Consider the following 20,157-nt stretch of genomic DNA (forward strand, 5'->3'; position numbering starts at 1 on the left):
CTGGCATCAGGTACGTTCAACGACATGGGGTTTGACACCAATAGCCGGCCCCCGTATCAACTCAACTAATGGAGTCGATACGGGGGCCGGCTATCGATTTGTAGTATACGCCACCCGACCAGGGCCAGTTGGGCGAACGGGCCGGACGTTACCAGCGTCCGGCCCGTTCGCGGCATAGGTGAGCAATACCGCCATGCACCGGCCCGCATAGCCAGCCCCGGCTCAGCCTGCTGGTCTAAGCCCCTGAACACAGAAAAGCCGGAGCGTTGGCTCCGGCTTTTCTGTATGGCGTTGATCTGATGCCTATTCGATACCGAACGTTACATCCGACCGGCGACCGCTGTTACCAGCCCGGCGCGTCGCTTTTTTGCGGGGAGCGGGCGGAGCCAGCAGCTTAGTTTTCTGAGCGTCCGTCAGGGGCTTCAGGTCCGTGATGCTGTAGCTGTTGTCGCTGATGGTGGTGTTGAAGCTACCAACCGTTTGCTCAGGCTGACCGTTGCAAGGCAGTTTGGTAACAGTGAACACAGCGCGGAAGTACTGTACCTGCGGACGTACCCGGCGGCCTTTGAAGCGAATGGCGTTGCCACTTTCTATTTTCGCTTTTTCAGCCTGCAGTTGCTGGGCCAGACCACCTGGCAGATCGCGGAGGTTCAGGATAACCGTGTTGGTATCGAACTCGATGGCGCTCGTTGCCAGTTTGCGGTTCAGACCTTTGTAGCGCAGGCGGGTAACCGTGTCGCCAACCGAGGTGATCGTACCGTTACAGTAGCAGACGTTAGCCACTTCGCGGGTGTATGGGGTCCGGTAGTATACTTCCAGACGCTCCAGCCGGTGACGGTATTCGCAGTCGGGGTTGCCAACTTTCGGAGCCAGCACCGAGAAGCTCGTCGTAGCCACTTCACTCATACAGGTACCGCACTTTGCCGTCTGGCGGTTGTGTACCGTTACGTAGTAGAAACCGGGGCTAGGCTGACCGTTCGAGAAGTACGCGGTTGGGAACGTCAGGGTGGTGTCGGTGGTGTTTTCAACCTGGGCGATCACCTGATCCGTTGCATTGGCAACTACCGAATCCGGACGGTAATACAGACGAGCCGTGAACGTTTCGTTCTTCGGGCTCGGAGTCGTGCTGCGCCAGCTGATCACCGGGGCCGTAGCCGTCGTGTTGATCGTCTGACCCGTACGCTGTGCCGTTGCGCTGTCTACGTAGGCCAGCGAAGCACCTTTAAGCGATGCGTTGTTGAACCGGACATTCAGCTCGGGAATCTGTTCGCAGGTGGGGCAAACAACCGGAGCCTTGGGGATAAGCTTCTTCTGAACGAACCCTTTCCGAACGGCCAGACCGGCGCTGAAACCACCGTGCTTACGCTTGAATTCATACAGCTGATCGTCGACACCGTTGATGATCAGGTAGTTCAGCTGCGTGAAGAAGCCTTGTGCCTGAACACCGATGTTCCAGTTGTTGCGCAGGGGGAAGAAAACGCCCAGCGAAAGCAGACCACCGGGGTGATACAGCCGGGTGCTAGGGTTAACCGAGCGGATCAGGCCACCACCTTCAACAAAGGATCCCGTTTGGGGCGGAATCGACAGGGTCGATGGCGTAAAGGCAGTGATCGTAGCGGCTTCCGTGCGGAACAGACCACCGCGCAGACCCAGTTCGAGGAACGTGGTTGCATCGGGGTTCCGGCGGCTCCGGGCGATCGTGAAAGCCAGAACGGGACCAACCGTCAGGAACATATCTTCCGAAGCCCGCTGACGAATCGTAACCTGATCGCGGTTGAAACCACGGCTCTGGGCCAGATTGTAGAGGTAGTCGCGGTAGATGCCCCGGGTGAGGTAGTTCTGGTAGCCGAACGCGGTACCAACACCGAAACGCAGACGGCGGGTAGCCGGCGTCAGGTAATAATCGACGTTGCCGGTTATGTTAAAACCAGCCCCGTTGTAAAGACTGTTGTCGCGCTTGGTGGGGCCGAACGTGTTTTCCCACGTACCGCAATACGCAAAGTTTGGACCTGCGAACAAGCCAACCCGCCAGGGGGAAAGCCGACGGACCAGGATAAAGGTCTGAAAGGTGGTATCGCAGTCGTCGAGTTCAGCCACATCGCTGGCCTGAGCCTTGAAATCGGCACGTTGCAGCGTGTCGGTGTAAACACCTTTACCCAGGCGATAGATGTTTTCGCGTGGGTACGCCGTACTCGTCCGGGTATTCGTCCGGACCGTATCGGCCGACGTTTGGGCTTGGGTGCTGTTTAGTCCAGCACTACTCAGCAACACGAGTCCAGCCAGCATCCGCAGGGGGTGTCGTTGGATAAATGTTCGCATAGGGTACGTAATTGAATTTTGACGCAATGTTTCACACTAACTTTTAAATCGCTCACAAGTCACAGTAGAAACTTAGTGAACGGTCAACCCATTAACCGGCAAGTCGGCAATATGTTTTGGTTCACCCGGTCGTTTTATTTTTACCCCACAGCTATAGAAAAGGCTGTTTTGGTAACCTGATCGCCGTGGATCAGTATGGATCGAGGGTCCTGACTCCGATGGTCAATAGCCGGATTCGACAGTGGTGATGACCAGCCTATAGGGCGCTTTGGACGGTCAAGTATAGGCATTAAGTCCATATATGCCAATAAATTTGCCCGTAAGTGGTCCTTTTTCCCAACTTCGTATTACTTATTCTCCTTTTTCTCCACTAGTGGTCTGTTTTTGCGGGTTAGCCGGCCATGCATGATCGCTCAGTCAGATCAAGTCATGAGCGGCCTTTCATAAACTCCCCCGTTACCTGGCGGACCATTCCGGGCAGCGAATTGAGGCAAAACAGGACGCCCCGATCAATTAGCGCCCGGGCCTGATCGCCCGTGGTAGCCGTGGTTCCGGCAATTAAACCCGCCTTATTTATTTTTTCAACGGCCCCGGCAATCGTGCGTTTTACATCTTCATGGGCGGGCCCGTCGTAATGCCCCATGCTCATGGCCAGATCGCGGGGGCTGATCACAAAGCCATCGATCCCGGCCACGGCCAGCAGCTCATCGAGGTTGTTGACGGCCTCGATGTGATCGAGCTGGGCCAACACCAGCAGCTGTTCGCTGGCATTGCTCAAATAGTCGGCCTGCGTCTGTGTCCCCTGCAGGTAATCGGCCACCCGAACTGCCCCGATCGGGCGCTGACCCAGGGGCGGATACTGCACCGCCTGTACCAGTTCGGCAGCGTCCGCCGGGGTATAAACGCCAGTCGCCAATATGCCCAGCAGGCCCGCATCGAGGAGTCGCTGCATCATCAGCGGTTCGGTACGGCTCACCCGGGCCATGGGCGTCGTGCCGCTGGACTCGCAGGCGCGGGCAATGGCCTGGGCCTCCCCCACCGATAGGGCGCCGTGAACAGTATCGATCAGGTACACGTCGATACCAGCCAGTCCAAACAGCTCGGCCAGGGTGGGGTCGGCACTAACAGACAGGACGCCCAGGGCCGGCTGACCCTGTTTCATACGCAATCGGGCAATGTTGTTTTTCATAGCAGGCAGAACAGACCGGGCCAGTCGGGCCACGGTGTCTGGGCTGCTAATTACGGATTTGTCGCCATAGAACCCCAACACAAACCTGAATTCCTGAACCGGAACAAAACGTATGCCTCCGGCCAAACAATGGGCAACCGGGCATTTTATAGGTATCGGCAATCGGTTTCTGAAAATTTACCGACACTTTCGCGCCACAATTTTCTCATCTATGACACCTGCTACAATTTTGCTGATCGACGATGAGCCACGTCTGCGCCAGCTGCTGGCCCGGATTCTGCAACTCGAAGGCTATTTGATACTGGAGGCCGACTCGGCCCGGGCGGGGCTGAAAGTGCTGGAACAGGAACCCGTTCATCTGGTCATCAGCGACGTGAAACTTCCCGATAAGAACGGGATCGACCTGGCGGCTCTGATCAAGCAAAAGTACCCGGCCACCGAACTGATCGTACTGACCGCCTACGGGACGATTGCCGACGGGGTAACCGCCATCAAAAACGGCGCGTTCGATTACATAACGAAGGGCGACGATAACGACCGCATTATTCCGCTGGTGAGCCGGGCCGTTGAAAAGGCCAGCCTGCAATTCCGCATCCAGCAGCTCGAAAACCAGATCAGCCGCCGGTTTGGCTTCGACACCATTGTGGGACACTCCAGGCGCATTCAGCAGGCCGTCGAACTGGCCCGTAAAGTGGCCACTACCGACACGACCGTTTTGCTCACCGGCGAAACCGGCACGGGTAAGGAAGTATTTGCCAAGGCCATTCATCAGGCCAGTCCCCGCCGGTCGGGTACGTTTGTGGCCATCAACTGTGGCGCACTTGGCAAAGACATTCTGGAAAGCGAACTCTTTGGCCACCGGGCCGGGGCCTTTACGGGCGCCAGCCGCGATCAGAAAGGGCTGTTTGCCGAAGCAGACCGGGGCACAATTTTCCTGGACGAAATTGGTGAAATGCCCCTCGACCTGCAGGCCAAGCTGCTGCGGGTACTCGAAACCCACGAGTTTCTGCGCGTGGGCGATACTAAACCCACCAAAACGGATGTGCGGGTACTGGCGGCTACCAACCGCAACCTCGAACAGGAAGCCGCCGATGGCCGATTCCGGCTCGACCTCTATTACCGGCTGTCTGTATTTAGTATCGAACTGCCTCCCCTGCGCGAACGACGCGACGATATTGCCGCCCTGGCCGAACAGTTTGCCCGACAGGATGCCGCCAAGATCGGCCGGCGCGACATCCGGATGAGCGACTCGTTTTTACAGAAGCTCCAGCAGCACAGCTGGAAGGGCAACATCCGGGAATTGAAAAACGTGATCGAGCGGGCGGTCATTCTGGCCGATGGCCCCGAGCTGACCCCCGATCTGCTGCCCTATGAATTACAGGACAACCAGGGTACGACCGACCCGGGCGACCCGGCCAGTCTGGAGCTGGCTGCGGTGGAGCGGCAGCACATCCGGCGGGTGATGCGGCAAACCGGCGGCAACAAAACCGAAGCCGCCCGCCTGCTCGGTATTGGCCTGACGAGCCTGTACCGTAAATTGAACGAAATGACTGATTAACGTTTCACCTGTTTACCAATCCCCGTTTCTTCCCGATTACCGTAGCGCATGTCTTCCACTCACAACGCATTAAACAAAGTAACGGCCCAGGGTCTGCTGGTAGCCATCGGTATTGTGTTCGGCGATATTGGCACCTCGCCCCTCTACACCCTTTCGGCCGTGATGCGCGGACGCTCCCTCTCTGAGATACTGGTGCTGGGCACCTTTTCCGCCATCTTCTGGACCCTCACGCTGCAAACCACCCTCAAGTACGTCATCATCACGCTCCGCGCCGATAACAAGGGGGAAGGCGGCATTTTTTCGCTCTATACGCTGGTCCGGCGCTTTACGGGCAGCTGGCTGCTGTACCCGGCCGTTATCGGCGGATCGTTTCTGCTGGCCGATGGGCTCATCACCCCGCCCATTTCGGTATCATCGGCGGTAGAGGGGCTGCTTATCTTTTATCCGCAGCTCAACACCGTTCCCATCGTAATCGGTATTCTGATTGCGCTGTTCGTAGCCCAGCAGTTCGGCACCCAGCAGCTGGGTCGGCTGTTCGGGCCGGTCATGCTGGCCTGGTTCTCGTTTATCGGTGCCATGGGGTTCTGGTCGCTGCTCGATGCGCCCTCGGTATTACAGGCGCTCAACCCCATCTGGGCCGTGCGGTTGCTGACCCAGTTTCCGAGCGGGTTCTGGCTGCTGGGCGGTGTGTTTCTCTGCACAACCGGGGCCGAAGCGCTTTACTCCGACATGGGCCACTGTGGCCGCGGCAACATCCGGGTTAGCTGGGGCTTTGTGAAACTGATGCTGGTGCTGTCGTATGCCGGGCAGACGGCCTGGCTTATGCAGCACCTGGGCCAGCGGCTGGGCGAAACCAGTCCGTTCTACAGCATTGTGCCGGCGCCCCTGCTGGTGTTCAGCATTGGCCTGGCTACCCTCGCCACCATCATTGCCTCGCAGGCCCTCATCAGCGGCTCGTTTACGCTCGTGGGCGAAGCCATGCGGCTGAACCTGTGGCCCCGGCAGCGGGTGGCCTATCCCTCCGACGCGCGCGGCCAGCTCTACGTGCCGTTTGTGAACTGGGGTTTGATGGCAGGCTGTATCCTGATGGTGCTGTATTTCCAGAAATCATCGAATATGGAAGCGGCCTTCGGGCTGGCCGTTACGCTGACCATGCTGATGTCGACGGTACTGATGAGCACCTACCTGCGGGTGAAGCGCGTCAACCCCATCCTGATTGTACTGATTACGGCCCTGTTTTTAGCGGTCGAAGGGATGTTTCTGGCGGCCAACCTGGTCAAGTTTGAAGAAGGGGGCTGGATTTCGGTTACGCTGGGCCTGCTGCTGATGGCCATGATGCTGTTCTGGCACCGGGGCGAAAAGCTCAAGGCCCGGCTGACCCGCTACGACTCGCTGCCCAACCACCTGCCCATTCTGAAGGCCCTCAGCAACGATACCAACATTCCCAAGTTTGCTACGCATCTGGTTTACCTGACCACCGCCGATGATTACCGCAAGGTGGAGTCCGAAACGCTGTACTCGATCCTGAACCGGGCCCCCAAGCGTGCCGATGTGTACTGGTTTCTGCACGTGTGCGTAGAAGACGAGCCTTTCGTGATGCGCTACAAGGTCGATGCCCTCGAAGCCGACGATGTGTACTTCGTTACCTTCTACCTGGGTTTCCGGGTGCAGCCCCGGATCAATCTGCTGTTCCGGCTGGTGGTCGAAGACATGGTCCGGAACGGGGAGGTGACCATCGACAGCCGCTACCGGTCGCTCAACGCCCACCGCATCGCGGGCGACTTCCGGTTTGTGCTGTTCCGGTCGTTTCTGTCCATCGAGAATGAGCTGTCGCTTTCCGATCGCATCACCCTGTTCGGGTATTTCCTGCTGCGCAACATTGCCCTGCCCCCGCAGATGGCGTATGGGCTCGACACCAGCAACGTGCTGACAGAAGAGGTGCCGCTGGTGTTTACCACCCCGAAAACGCAACGGATGGAACGGCTGCCGAGCACGTACCATCCCAAAAACAGGTAAGAACAGCCTTACGGGTACCCCACTTTGACAAGCCGACCCTACCATTTTGGTAGGGTCGGCTTTTTGTTTCGCCCGCCCGCCACGTTTCAGACAAAAACAATACACTGGTAAACAACTACTTACCAACACAGCAACGCTTTTCTGGCAGTTTTGGAGCATTTCTTGGCATATCCCCACCGACAACCTGTCTACTTCTACTGCTCATGCTGACAACACTTATCCTCTTCGTCTCGGGCCTGCTCTGCTTCGCGCTCTTCTACAAGGCCATCGACTGGTTCGAACACATTTAACCACCGCTTCGGCGGCTTACGCATGCTTACCCTCCTGTTTGTTATTGCCCTGCTGGTTTTCGCCTACATGCTGTATGTGCTCATCAAACCAGAAAAATTTTAACGGCTCAACTGCTTCTTCGTTGTCGGCCTCCGGGCCAGATCGTTTACTGAAATCTTCGTATGAATACTGAATTGCTGGGCGTACTGCTCATGTATGCCCTCACCGTTGGCCTGGCGCTCCTGCTGGGACGCTTCATCGCCCGCATCTTCACCGATGGCAAGGCGTTCGGGTTTATGGCTCCCCTCGAACGGCTTATTTTCCGGCTGGCCGGCATCGACCCCGACCGCGATATGACCTGGAAAGAAAACCTGGTGGCGCTGCTAACCATTAACCTGGTCTGGTTTGTCTGGGCCTTTGTGTTGCTGCTCACCCAGGGCAGCCTGCCGCTCAACCCCGATGGCAACCCCTCGCAAACGCCCGATCTGGCGTTCAATACGGCCATCAGCTTTCTGGTCAACTGCAACCTCCAGCACTATTCGGGCGAGTCGGGGCTGACTTACCTCACCCAGCTGGGCGTAGTTACCTTTCTGCAGTTTGTGTCGGCCGCCACGGGCATTGCCGCCCTGCTGCTGATCGTACGGTCGTTTCGGCCCGAGCGCACCAGCCTGTCGGGTAACTTCTACAACTACTTCGTCAAGTCGCTGACCCGGCTGCTGCTGCCCCTGAGCGTGGTGATGGCCCTGCTGCTGGCCCTCAACGGTACACCGGCGAGTTTTGCCGGCAAAGACACCGTGGTGACCATGCAGGGCGATACCGTAGGCGTTTCGCGGGGGCCGGCCGCGGGTATGATTGCCATCAAGCACCTGGGTACCAACGGCGGTGGCTGGTTCGGCGCCAACTCGGCCCACCCGCTCGAAAACCCCAACTACGTAACCAACATCATCGAGGTGGTGGCGCAGATGATTATTCCAATCGCCATGCTGTTTGCGCTGGGCCTGCTCATCAACCGCCGGAAGTTTACCTGGATCGTTTATACGGTGATGACCATCGGGATGCTATGTCTGCTGGTGCCTACCCTGATCACCGAATTCAGCGGTAATCCCGCCATTGCTCAGTTGGGGGTATCGCAGCCTACCGGCGCGATGGAAGGCAAGGAAGTTCGGTTCGGGCCGCTGGCTTCGGCCTACTGGAGCATCGTTACCACCATTATCTCAACCGGTTCGGTCAACTCCATGCACGACAGTTCGATGGCCCTGTCGGGTACGATGGAACTGCTGGGGATGATGACCAATGCCTTCTACGGCGGCTGCGGGGTCGGTTTCCTGAACTACTACTACTACCTGATTATCGCCGTCTTTATTGCGGGGCTAATGGTAGGCCGAACCCCCGAGTTCTTTGGCCGCAAAGTCGAAGCCCGCGAAATAAAGATCGCGTCGCTGGTGGCCCTGCTGAGTACACTGCTGGCCAAAGGCGGTACTGCGCTGGCCGCCTACCTGTTCGTGTCGCATGGCAACGCCGACTGGGCCGTGCAGCCGGCCAACTGGCTCAACAACCCCAGCTATCACGGCTTCTCCGAAATGCTGTACGAGTTTACGTCGGCCAACGCCAACAACGGATCGGGCTTCGAAGGGCTGAGCGACAACAACCTGTTCTGGAACATATCGACGGGCTTTGTGCTCATTCTGGGTCGCTTCATTCCGATCATCGGTCCGGTAGCCATTGCTGGGCTGCTCGCCCAGAAGAAATATGTACCCGAATCGAGCGGTACGCTGCCCACCGATACGGCCACGTTCGGGCTGATGACCTTCGCCGTTATCGTCATCATCACGGCCCTCTCGTTCTTCCCGGCCCTGGCGCTGGGTCCGCTGGCCGAATACTTCAGTCTGAAATAAGGCGTGTGGCAATGAAAGCAAGCACCTCGGAAAGAGTCATCGGTGTAGCGGGCTGTACATTACCTTCAGAACCGACATGCTGGTGGTGGGGCGATGTTGGCACATCGACGGAGTGGGCGTTATCCCAGCGATGGAGAAACGTTCCGTCGGCAGCCTGCCAGTGATAAGCATAATCAACCCAACCCGTTTGCAGTACATAGTTCTCCCGAACATGCAGTACAGACAGATCAGCGAACGTAATCGACATACGAAGACGACGCGTAGCCTTTCCCGGCCTGATTTCCTGATCGCTCGTATGGTCGATAATAAGCCGGAAGGGCGTCAAATCATGCATCAGTCGATTAGGGTAGCCAATTGCCGTTCGATTTCACGCAGTTCAATCACCTCCGAACGCCAGTCAATGATATCGTCTTCACGCTCAAACAGGGGATACTGCGTCAGCTCATCGAAGCGCTTGTCGAACTCGTCGTAACGCAGGCCATACTTGGCTTCAAACGCACTGATTCGTTCGCTGCAGCCCTTGAGTTCGAGCAGCAATTCCTCCTGCAGCTTTTTAACAGCGTACGCGGTGCTGGACGCGTAACCGGCACGCCTGAACAATTGCTCGATGTGCTCCTGATCAGCCTGCCCTGCCGTCGTCCTGATAAAGCCCAAAGCTCCCATAACCAGACATCTGTTTTTTCAAAGATACCAAAAATGGCCACTCAGAAATCGCCGTCCCTGTTTAAATCCGACCTGGTCGGTGCGGCACTTCGCCAATCGTTTATCAAACTCAACCCAGCCCTGCTGATCAAGAACCCCGTTATGTTTACGGTGGAAGTCGGCACGCTGATCATGCTGCTCGTAACGGGCTACATCGCCGTATCGGGCGATACCACCCAGGGTAGCCTGGGCTACAACATCACCGTCACGCTGATTCTGCTGCTGACCATTCTGTTTGCCAACTTCGCCGAGGCCATTGCCGAAGCACGGGGTAAGGCGCAGGCCGAATCGCTCCGCAAAACCCGGCAGGACACCCCCGCCCGGCGCATCCGCACCGACCGGCCCAACGAACCCATCGAAACGGTATCGTCGGCCCAGCTTAAAAAAGGCGACGTGTTCCTTTGCGAAGCCGGCGACCTGATCCCGACCGATGGGGAGATTATCGAAGGGCTGGCTACCATCGACGAGTCGGCCATTACGGGCGAGTCGGCCCCGGTGATCCGCGAAGCCGGGGGCGACCGCTCGTCGGTAACGGGGGGTACCAAAGTGCTGTCCGACCGCATTAAGGTGCTCGTAACGACCCAGCCGGGGGAGTCGTTTCTGGACAAGATGATTGCCCTCGTTGAAGGGGCCAGCCGCCAGAAAACCCCCAACGAAATTGCCCTGACGATTCTGCTGGCTGGCTTCACGCTCATCTTCGTTATCGTGTGCGTAGCCCTGCAACCCTTTGCCGCCTACGCCAACACGCCTATCACGATTGCGGCCCTGATCGCGCTGTTTGTCTGCCTGATTCCGACCACCATCGGCGGGCTGCTCTCGGCCATCGGCATTGCCGGTATGGACCGCGCCCTGCGCGCCAACGTACTGGCCAAATCGGGCCGGGCCGTCGAAACAGCCGGCGACATCGACACGCTGCTGCTCGACAAAACGGGCACCATCACCATCGGCAACCGCAAAGCCACCCATTTCTACCCCGCTCCGGGCGTCGACCTGACCGATATGATCCGGGCAGCTGCCCTTAGCTCGCTCGCCGACGAAACGCCCGAAGGCAAGTCGATTGTGGAACTGGCCCGCTCCGGCCCCGACGGTGTCGACCTGACCCGGGGTCTCAGCACCACCGGTGCCACGCTGATCAAGTTCACGGCCGAAACCCGTTCGTCGGGCATCGACCTGCCTGTCAGTACCGGCGTGCAGCGCATTCGCAAGGGTGCCACCGACTCGATCCGGACCATTGTCGAGCGGGCGGGCAACCCCTTCCCCGCTGCGGTAACCGAACAGGCCAGCACGATTGCGGCCAATGGCGGCACGCCCCTGGTGGTGATCGACAATGAGCAGGTGAAAGGCGTAGTCGAACTGCAGGATATTATCAAACCCGGCATTGCCGAACGGTTCGACCGGCTGCGCAAAATGGGTGTAAAAACGGTGATGGTCACCGGCGACAACCCGCTCACGGCCAAATTCATTGCGGGCAAGGCCGGCGTCGACGATTTCATTGCCGAAGCCAAACCCGAAGATAAAATGAACTACATCCGGCAGGAGCAGCAAAGCGGCAAACTGGTAGCCATGATGGGCGACGGCACCAACGATGCCCCGGCCCTGGCCCAAGCCGACGTGGGCGTAGCCATGAACTCGGGCACGCAGGCGGCCAAGGAAGCCGGCAACATGGTCGACCTCGACAACGACCCGACCAAGCTAATCGAAGTGGTTGAGATTGGCAAACAGCTGCTCATTACGCGCGGCACGCTTACCACCTTCTCGATTGCCAACGACGTGGCCAAGTACTTCGCCATTGTACCGGCCCTGTTCGTGGCCAGTATTCCGGCCCTGCAGCACCTTAACCTGATGAAGCTGCACAGCCCCGAGTCGGCCATCCTGTCAGCGGTCATTTTCAACGCGGTCATTATTCCGATGCTGATTCCGCTGGCGCTGCGGGGCGTCGATTACAAGCCCATCGGCGCATCGGCCCTGCTTCGCCGGAACCTGTTCATCTACGGATTCGGTGGTCTGGTGGCCCCGTTCATCGGCATCAAACTACTCGATCTGGTGGTCGGTCTGTTCATCTAAGTCAACGGCTCCGGTCGCCCGGCCGGAGCCACCAACGTCATTCATACCGGGGATTTCGGATTGCCGCCCCCCGTTTTTACCAACAATTCCATGAAAACGCATCTGTTTCCCGCCATTCGGCTCACGGTTGTTCTGGTTATTTTGCTGGCAGTGGTGTACCCCCTTGTGGTGGCAGGCCTGGCCAAACTAACGCCCGGCGGGGGTAACGGTGTCACCGTATCGGCCAATGGCCGGGTGGTGGGCTACGCCCTGATCGGGCAGAAATTTACCGAAGACCGCTACTTCAACAGTCGCCCCTCGGCCGTCGATTATAATGCAGCCGGCTCGGCCGGCTCGAACAAAGGCCCGTCAAACCCCGATTACCTGAAAACGGTACAGGCCCGCATCGACACCTTTCTGGTGCACAACCCCGGCGTCGACAAAGCCCGGATTCCCGCCGAACTGGTGACGGCTTCGGGCTCCGGCCTCGACCCCGACCTCTCGCCGGCAGCGGCCGACATCCAGGTAGCCCGCATTGCCCGCGTACGCAACCTGCCCCCCGCCCGGGTGCAGCAGCTGGTGGCCGACCACACCAAAGGCCCGCTGCTGGGTCTGTTTGGCCCCGCCACGGTCAACGTGCTGGCGCTCAACGTAGCGCTCGACCAACTGAAGTAATCCAGCCATGGATCGACAAGGAATTGGTATCGTACTGATCTACGGCCTGGCCCTGCTCCTGGCCGTACTGACCGGTCGCTACCTGTGCCGCGTGTTTGGCACCCGTCGGCCGGCCGCCGACTGGCTCAGCCCGCTGGAAAATCGGCTGTTCCGGCTGAGTGGCATCGACCCCAGCCAGCCCATGCGCTGGCAACAGTATGCCCTGACCCTGCTTACCCTCAATGGCCTGTGGCTCGTGTATGCTTTCGTGCTGCTGCTGTTTCAGACCCGCATCCCGATTGCCAACCAGGGGGGCATTCAGCCGATGGACTGGACGCTGGCCCTCAACACGGCCATCAGCTTTCTGACCAGCACCAACCTGCAGCACTACGCGGGCGAGACGGGCGTCACCTACTTCACCCAGCTGGCCGTGCTTACCTTTCTGCAGTTCGTGTCGGCGGCTACCAGTCTGGCCGTAGGGGTAGCGGTGGTGCGGTGCCTGCAAACCGGGTCGGGCGCCTTCGTGGGCAATGCCTATCAGGATGTGGTGCGGGCCCTGACGCGGGTATTGCTTCCCCTGTCGGTGGTGGCAGCCGGGCTGCTGCTGACGACGGGCGTGCCGATGTCGCTGGCGCCCTACACCACCATCCAGACACTGCAGGGCGACACCCAGACCATTGCCGGCGGGCCCGTAGCGGCCATGCTACCCATCAAGCACTTAGGGTCTAACGGCGGTGGGTTTTTCGGCACCAATACGGCGCATCCCCTCGAGAACCCCTCCTACGCCAGTTACATCGTTCACCTGATCGATGTGCTGCTGCTGCCCATGGCGTTTGTCTGTTTCGTCGGGTTTTTCCTGCGTCGGCGTCGGCTGGGGGTACTGCTGTTCACGATCATGACGGTCGGCTGGCTCCTGATCACCCTCCCGATCATCCAGCAGGAACTGGCGGGCAACCCCGCCCTGACGGCCCTCGGCATCGATCAGTCGGCGGGTAGCCTGGAGGGGAAAGAGATGCGGTTTGGCACGCTGGCTTCGGCCTTCTACTGCGGGGTCAACGCGGTGATTCCGGCCGGTACACTCACGTCGATGCACGACAGCTATACACCCCTGTCGGGATTGTTTATGCTGCTGGGCATGCAGCTCGATGCCTTGTATGGCGGAGTGGGTTCCGGCTTCCTCTACCTGTTTCTGTACATCGTGCTGGCGCTTTTTGTCGGCAGTCTCATGACCGGCCGTACCCCCGAACTGCTGGGCAAGAAAATCGGGCTGACGGAAATGCAGCTGGCGGTTGGCATACTGGTACTGCTGCCCCTGCTCTACCTGGGCGGCACGGGTGTGGCCGTAGCCCTGCTCAACGCCAATCCCGACCTGGGCTGGCTCAGCAATCCCGGCTATCACGGTTTCACCACCATGCTCTACGAATACGTATCGTCGGCGGCCGGCAACGGATCGGGTTTTGAAGGCCTGGCCGACAACACCCCCTTCTGGAACCTGTCGACAACGGTGGTGATGGCAGGCGGCCGCTTTGTGCCGCTGCTGGGGCCGCTGGCCATTGCCGGTATCCTCTACGCTAAACCGTACACGCCCCCCTCGGCCGGTGTACTCCCCATCGACTCCGTCACGTTTGGGGTACTGCTGGCCGCCATTATGCTTATTACGGGGGCGCTGTGCTTTTTTCCGGCCCTGGCCATTGGCCCGCTGGCCGAATACCTGACGCAACACCCTTGACGCCGGCGGGTTACAATATCCGATGGCTCTGTACAACAAAACCAATGTCTGCCTCCGTGCGGACCCAACCCAATCATGAAGTACCTCTTTTTGCCCGTTATGGCCCTCACCGCGGGCTTTTTTCTGAACGCAACCACCTCTCTGCTGGCACAGTCGGCAGACAGTACCACGACAACCCCGGCTCAGGCCACCACCCCTGGTCTAAGCCTGTCGGGCTATGTGGAAGCCTACTACACCCACGACCTGACGGCACCCAAAACCAGCCAGGAACGACCCGGCTTTATCTACAACCATAAACGCAACCGTGAAGTCAACATCAACCTGGCCTTTCTGAAGGGCGCCTACGCCGGCGAACGGGTGCGGGCCAACCTGGCGCTGCAGGTGGGCACCTACGCCCAGTACAACTATGCCGCCGAGCAGAGCCTGATCCGTAACATCTACGAAGCCAACGCCGGGGTGAAGCTCAGCCGGACCCGCGATTTGTGGCTCGACGCCGGTATTTTCTCGTCGCACATCGGCTTCGAGAGTGCCGTCTCCAAAGATTGCTGGACCCTGACCCGGAGTATGCTGGCCGAAAATTCGCCCTACTACCTCGCCGGGGCCAAACTGACCTACAATACCCCGAATGGTAAGTGGACCCTGCTGGGGTCTGCCCTCAACGGCTGGCAGCGGGTGGCGCGCCTGCCGGGCTATACCGGCCCGGCACTGAGCACCCAGGTTCAGTTTAAGCCCAGTGCCAACCTGGTGCTCAACTGGAGTACCTTCGTGGGCGCCGACCGGCCCGACTCGCTGCAGCAGCACCGTGTGTTCAATAATTTCTACGCCCTCATCAACCCCGCCGGCAAGGTGGGCGTTATTCTGGGCTTCGACATCGGCGCCGACCGCAAACCCATCGTTGCCAATGGGCAGCGGGCCGGCAGCGGTTCCTACGTCTGGTATTCGCCCGTGGTCATTGCGCGGGTGGCCACCGGCAGCCGCAGCTACCTGGCCGGCCGGGTCGAATACTACCACGATCCAGCCGGCGTCATTATCGGCACCGGCACCCCCAACGGGTTTCAGACGCTCGGCTACTCGGTCAACTACGATTATTCGATTCTCCCCAATGCGTTGTTCCGCATCGAGGGGAAGGTGTATAACAGCCGCGACGCCGTTTTCGAAACGACCACCGGCCCGGGAAAAACCAATGCCTCACTGACGACCAGCCTGGCAGTCTGGTTCTGAACCACCAGTCAGCAGGTGCCAACCCGTAACCAGCGCCCGCCGGTCTCCTGTCTGGAGGCTGGCGGGCCACCATCGTATGGACATCGACAATCAGGATCAATCGGCCGAGCATTTTCTGCGGCTTATTCAGGCGTCGCGCCGGGGTAAGTTCAAGGTGTATATCGGCATGAGCGCGGGGGTGGGCAAAACCTACCGGATGTTGCAGGAAGCCCACGCGCTGCTGCGGGGTGGTATCGATGTCCGGATTGGCTTCATCGAAACCCACAACCGCGCCGAAACGCAGGCCCTGGTGGCCGGCCTGCCCGCCATCGCGCGCCGGACACTGTTCTATAAGGGGCGTCAGCTGGAGGAGATGGACGTTCAGGCCGTTCTCAACCTGCATCCCGAACTGGTGCTGGTCGACGAGCTGGCCCACACCAACATTCCCGGTTCGAAAAACGAAAAACGCTGGCAGGATGTGATCGATATTCTCGACGCGGGCATCAACGTGATCAGCGCGGTGAATATTCAGCACATCGAAAGCCTGTACGACGAAGTTCGCGCCATCACGGGCATCGACGTATCGGAACGGGTGCCCGACCGAGTGCTGCACCTGGCCGATGAAGTGGTGAACATCGACCTTACGGCCGACGAACTGATTGCCCGGCTGCGCGACGGCAAGATCTATGAGCCGGCCAAGGTAGAAACGGCCCTGCGCAACTTTTTTCAGTCTGACCGGATTTTGCAGCTACGGGAGCTGGCCCTGCGCGAGGTGGCCACGGCCGTCGAGCGCAAAATCGAAACGTCGATGCCGCCCAATACCACGGCCAAAGCCGAGCGGTTTCTGGCGGCCATCAGCAGCAACCACGACATTGCCCGGCGGGTGATTCGCAAGACCGCCCGGCTGGCGGCCTATTACAATTCGCGCTGGTACGTGCTGTACGTGCAGACACCCGCCGAGAGTGCCGACCGCATTAAACTCGATACCCAGCGGCACCTCATCAACAACCTTAAACTGGCCACCGAACTGGGGGCCGAACTGATTCAGGTGAAAAGTCCCGACATTGTCAACAGCATCATGGCCGAAGTCGAGAACCGACACGTCACCACGGTCTGCATCGGCAAGCCGCACCTGAGCCTGATTCAGATCATTCTCCGCACCAATGCCTTTAATCAGTTACTGAACAAACTCGCCGGCTCCAACACCGATCTGATCATTCTGTCCTGATCGCGGCCGCTTCCGTCTTTTCACCCGCTCACGCTTCGCCCCTTGCTCCCCCATGTCCGTCAAAGCCAAACTTTCCGCTGCCCTTTGGTTTCTGTTTGCCATCACCCTGATGCTGGGCGGGCTGGGAGCCTACTACCTGCAGGAGCTGTCGAGCGACTCACAGGCCATTCTGCAGGACAATTACATCTCCATCGACTACGCCAGCAATATGCAGAAGGCGCTGGCCAACCTGACTGAGTCGCCCGATCTGCGGCAGCCCATCAACGACCCCGAGTCGCTGGCCGATTTCGAAGCCAACCTGCGCCGGCAGGAGCGAAACATTACCGAAGTGGGCGAACGGGATGCCACCCGCACCATCCGGCGCGAATTCGACCGGCTGCGCCGGGGCCAGACCGACCGCCTGACAGTGGGCCGGATCCGGCAGGCCCTGTTTCAGCTCGACGACCTGAACCGGCAGGCCATTATCCGGAAAAACGAAACGGCCAAGCAGACAGCCAAGGATGCGCTGCTGTGGCTGGCCGCCATCGGTACGCTCTGCTTCCTGATTCTGTCGTCGTTTATCGTGAGTTTTCCCGGCTACATTGCCAACCCGCTGCGCGAACTGACGCGCGGTATCCGGCAGGTGACGAGCCGCAACTTCGAGGAGCGGCTCCACTTCCGGTCCGACGATGAGTTTGGCGAGCTGGCCCGGTCGTTTAACTCCATGGCGCAAAAACTCGACGAGTACGAACACTCCAATCTGGCGCAGGTGCTGTTCGAGAAGCAGCGTATCGACACCCTTATCCAGATCATGAGCGAAGGCATTATCGGGCTGAGCGAAACCCGCATGATCCTGTTTGCCAACCCGGTGGTGTGCCGGTTGCTGGGGGTCAGCGAAGCCGACATCAAGGGCAAATACGCGCCCGACGTAGCAGCCGCCAACGACCTGATGCGCACGCTGATTCAGGATCTGATGACGGGCCAGTTTACCGAACAGACCAACAGCAAGCTGCTGAAGATTTTCGACAACGGGAAAGAAAGTTATTTCAACAAGCGGATCCATACCGTAGCCGTAACCCGCACCGGCGAGGAAGAAGCCGGACCCGCCGGCTACGTGATCGTACTGGAAAACGTGACGCCTTATAAAGAACTCGATCTGGCCAAAACAAACTTTATCGCCACCGTTTCGCACGAGCTGAAAACCCCACTCTCGGGCATCAAAATGAGCCTGAAGCTACTGAGCGACGTGCGGATCGGCCTGCTCAACGATGAGCAGACCCAGCTCATCGACAGCGTACGGGCCGACACCGACCGGCTGCTCAACCTGACCGGCGAACTGCTGAATATGGCGCAGGTCGAATCGGGACAGATTCAGCTGACGATGCAGCCAGTGGCCCCCGCCGACATCATTGCCTACGCCACCAATGCCCTGCGCATGCAGGCCGAGCAGAAACAGGTGCGCTTCAACGTCAGCCTGCCGGCCGGGCTGCCGCTGATGAAAGCCGACCCCGACAAAACGTCGTGGGTGCTCATCAACTTCCTGTCGAATGCCGTGCGCTACAGCCCGGCCGACAGCGCCGTCGACGTGTCGGCCGGGCGCGTGGGCGATGCGATCGAGATTCGGGTGCGCGACTACGGGCCCGGCATCCGGCCCGAACACCAGGCCCGCGTGTTCGACCGGTATTTCAAGGCGTCGGCACTGGCACCGGCCTCCCCGCAGCCCCTCCGGCCGCCGGCCAGCCCGGGTGCCGGTCCCGCCCTGCCCAGCGGCACCGGCCTCGGTCTGGCCATTTCAAGCGAGTTTATTCAGACCATGCACGGACAGATCGGTCTGGATACCACCGTTACTACCGGCACGGCATTTTACTTCCGGCTGCCGATTGCCTGAGCGCGGGCTTTTTCCCACGCCCGAAACACGCGGCCGTAGACCTTGCTGCGCTCCGAATCGGGCTTCACGGTATCGCCGAAGGCCACCCGCTGCGCGGCTTCGTCGAGCGACTTCACCAGACCGACCGCTTTGAGTGTGAGCAGAATGCCCCCCATCGAGCCGCTTTCGTTGCTGGCATTGAGCCGCACCGGTATGCCTGCCATGTCGGCCAGCATCTGCACCCAAAACCGCGACTGCGCAAAACCGCCGTTGGCGTGTATAACGTGGGCCGCACCCGTATGCCGGGCCAGCAGCTGGTTGATGCTGAGCAGGTTGAACAGCACCCCTTCGAGCGCTGCCCGCACAAAATGCGCCCGGGTGTGCTGCCAGTCGACCTGCAGATAAGCTCCGCGCACGGCCGAATCCCAGAGCGGGGCGCGCTCGCCCTGCAGATACGGCATAAACAGCAGCCCGTCGGCACCCGGCGGCACGGTTTCGGCTTCCGCCAGCACGGCATCGGTATCCTGCAGGGTCAGTTTGTCGCTTACCCATTCCAGCACGTTGCCGCCATTGTTGGTGGGGCCGCCGACCACGTAATGATCCTGATCGAGCCAGTAGCAGAACAGCCGGCCTTCGTCGTCGCGCAGGGGTGTCCGCACGGTCTGCCGGATAGCCCCGCTGGTGCCGATTGTCAGGGTGGTTACGCCCCGCTGGATAGCCCCCGCGCCGAGGTTGGCCAGACAGCCGTCCGATGCCCCGATGACCAGTGAAACACCGGCCGGCAGGCCCGTAGCCGTTGTATCGGGCGATGCCAGCAGCGGGCGCTGGTGGGTAGTAGGCACGGGTGTCGACAGCTGCGACGCCCGGACACCGGCGAAGCGCAGGGCGTCGGCACTCCACTGCATGGCCCCCGTATCGAACAGGCCCGTCGCCGTCGCCATCGAGTAGTCGATCTCAAACTGCCCTGTCAGTCGTCGCCAGAGGTACTCTTTTATCGAGCCCATATAGGCGGCCCGGTGCAGCAGTCGCGGATCGTGGGTACGCAGCCAGGCCAGCTTACAGAGCGGCACCATGGGGTGAATGGGGGTGCCCGTTTGCCGGTAGAGCCGGGTGCCCAGATCGGCCTCGGTCGTTCGCAGGGTCAGGGCTTCGGCCTCGGCCCGGTTGTCGGACCAGAGCAGGGCGTGACTCAGCGGAGTCCCGTTGGCATCCATGGCCAGCAGGCTGTGCATGGCGGTACTGAACGCCACGTGGGTGGCCGTATGGCCGGCCGCTGTAACCTCCCGGTTAACGTCGGCCAGTACCTGTACCAGCGCGGCCCAGATATGGGTAACGTCCTGCTCGGCCCAGCCGGGTTCGGGATTCAGGGTATCGACGGGCGCCGAGGCATGGGCCAGGATATGGGTCAGATCGTCGGGCAACACGGCCAGAGCCTTTACGTTGGTGGTGCCCACGTCGACCCCAATAAAACAATACATAGATGAACAGGCTAAAGTAGTCGCTCAAAA

15 protein-coding genes are annotated in these 20,157 nt (G+C 59.7%); 10 read left to right on the forward strand and 5 right to left on the reverse strand.

Annotation, left to right across the window (positions count from 1 at the left end; all coding sequences use genetic code 11):
* Positions 1-303: 303 nt before the first annotated feature.
* Positions 304-2,286, reverse strand: a complete 1,983-nt coding sequence (locus ACYVAC_RS13240) for a hypothetical protein (protein ID WP_461098228.1) — start codon at positions 2,284-2,286, stop codon at positions 304-306.
* A 460-nt stretch (positions 2,287-2,746) separates the two neighbouring features.
* Positions 2,747-3,508, reverse strand: coding sequence for an HpcH/HpaI aldolase family protein (locus tag ACYVAC_RS13245; RefSeq protein ID WP_461098166.1), 762 nt, complete (start codon positions 3,506-3,508; stop codon positions 2,747-2,749).
* Between the two features lie 211 nt (positions 3,509-3,719).
* Here ACYVAC_RS13245 and ACYVAC_RS13250 point away from each other — a divergent pair, with 211 nt between their 5' ends.
* From ACYVAC_RS13250 to kdpA (ACYVAC_RS13265), 4 genes are all read left to right on the forward strand, one after another.
* Positions 3,720-5,066, forward strand: a complete 1,347-nt coding sequence (locus ACYVAC_RS13250; RefSeq protein ID WP_461098167.1) for a sigma-54-dependent transcriptional regulator — start codon at positions 3,720-3,722, stop codon at positions 5,064-5,066.
* Positions 5,067-5,114: 48 nt separating this feature from the next.
* Positions 5,115-7,082 carry a KUP/HAK/KT family potassium transporter gene (locus ACYVAC_RS13255; protein ID WP_461098168.1) on the forward strand — a complete coding sequence of 656 codons (1,968 nt, stop codon included), beginning with the start codon at positions 5,115-5,117 and terminating at the stop codon, positions 7,080-7,082.
* Between the two features lie 312 nt (positions 7,083-7,394).
* Positions 7,395-7,475 carry a potassium-transporting ATPase subunit F gene (locus tag ACYVAC_RS13260; RefSeq protein WP_461098229.1) on the forward strand — a complete coding sequence of 27 codons (81 nt, stop codon included), beginning with the start codon at positions 7,395-7,397 and terminating at the stop codon, positions 7,473-7,475.
* 59 nt (positions 7,476-7,534) lie between these two features.
* A complete protein-coding gene (kdpA, locus tag ACYVAC_RS13265; protein ID WP_461098169.1) occupies positions 7,535-9,247 on the forward strand; it encodes a potassium-transporting ATPase subunit KdpA in 1,713 nt (570 codons plus the stop codon).
* Here kdpA (ACYVAC_RS13265) and ACYVAC_RS13270 read toward each other — a convergent pair.
* Positions 9,234-9,581 (reverse strand): toxin-antitoxin system TumE family protein, encoded by a 348-nt coding sequence (locus tag ACYVAC_RS13270; RefSeq protein WP_461098170.1) that lies wholly within the window; start codon positions 9,579-9,581, stop codon positions 9,234-9,236. The two genes, kdpA (ACYVAC_RS13265) and ACYVAC_RS13270, sit on opposite strands and share 14 nt — an antisense overlap.
* Positions 9,581-9,910, reverse strand: coding sequence for a hypothetical protein (locus ACYVAC_RS13275; protein ID WP_461098171.1), 330 nt, complete (start codon positions 9,908-9,910; stop codon positions 9,581-9,583). The genes ACYVAC_RS13270 and ACYVAC_RS13275 overlap by 1 nt, the downstream gene beginning before the upstream one ends.
* A 33-nt stretch (positions 9,911-9,943) precedes the next feature.
* Here ACYVAC_RS13275 and kdpB point away from each other — a divergent pair, with 33 nt between their 5' ends.
* From kdpB to ACYVAC_RS13305, 6 genes are all read left to right on the forward strand, one after another.
* Positions 9,944-12,013 (forward strand): potassium-transporting ATPase subunit KdpB, encoded by a 2,070-nt coding sequence (kdpB, locus tag ACYVAC_RS13280; protein ID WP_461098172.1) that lies wholly within the window; start codon positions 9,944-9,946, stop codon positions 12,011-12,013.
* A gap of 90 nt (positions 12,014-12,103) precedes the next feature.
* Positions 12,104-12,667, forward strand: coding sequence for a K(+)-transporting ATPase subunit C (locus ACYVAC_RS13285; protein WP_461098173.1), 564 nt, complete (start codon positions 12,104-12,106; stop codon positions 12,665-12,667).
* Between the two features lie 7 nt (positions 12,668-12,674).
* Complete coding sequence (gene kdpA, locus ACYVAC_RS13290; protein ID WP_461098174.1) at positions 12,675-14,375, forward strand: potassium-transporting ATPase subunit KdpA; 1,701 nt, start codon at positions 12,675-12,677, stop codon at positions 14,373-14,375.
* A 75-nt stretch (positions 14,376-14,450) separates the two neighbouring features.
* On the forward strand, positions 14,451-15,596 hold the full coding sequence (locus ACYVAC_RS13295; protein WP_461098175.1) for a porin: 1,146 nt from the start codon (positions 14,451-14,453) through the stop codon (positions 15,594-15,596).
* Between the two features lie 76 nt (positions 15,597-15,672).
* Entirely contained in the window at positions 15,673-16,803 is a 1,131-nt protein-coding gene (locus tag ACYVAC_RS13300; RefSeq protein WP_461098176.1) for a sensor protein KdpD, read from the forward strand.
* Between the two features lie 52 nt (positions 16,804-16,855).
* On the forward strand, positions 16,856-18,670 hold the full coding sequence (locus tag ACYVAC_RS13305; RefSeq protein ID WP_461098177.1) for a sensor histidine kinase: 1,815 nt from the start codon (positions 16,856-16,858) through the stop codon (positions 18,668-18,670).
* Here ACYVAC_RS13305 and ACYVAC_RS13310 read toward each other — a convergent pair.
* Positions 18,646-20,127, reverse strand: coding sequence for a gluconokinase (locus ACYVAC_RS13310; RefSeq protein WP_461098178.1), 1,482 nt, complete (start codon positions 20,125-20,127; stop codon positions 18,646-18,648). The genes ACYVAC_RS13305 and ACYVAC_RS13310 overlap by 25 nt on opposite strands.
* Positions 20,128-20,157 lie beyond the last annotated feature (30 nt).

The sequence above is a fragment of the Spirosoma luteolum genome, from assembly GCF_054778875.1.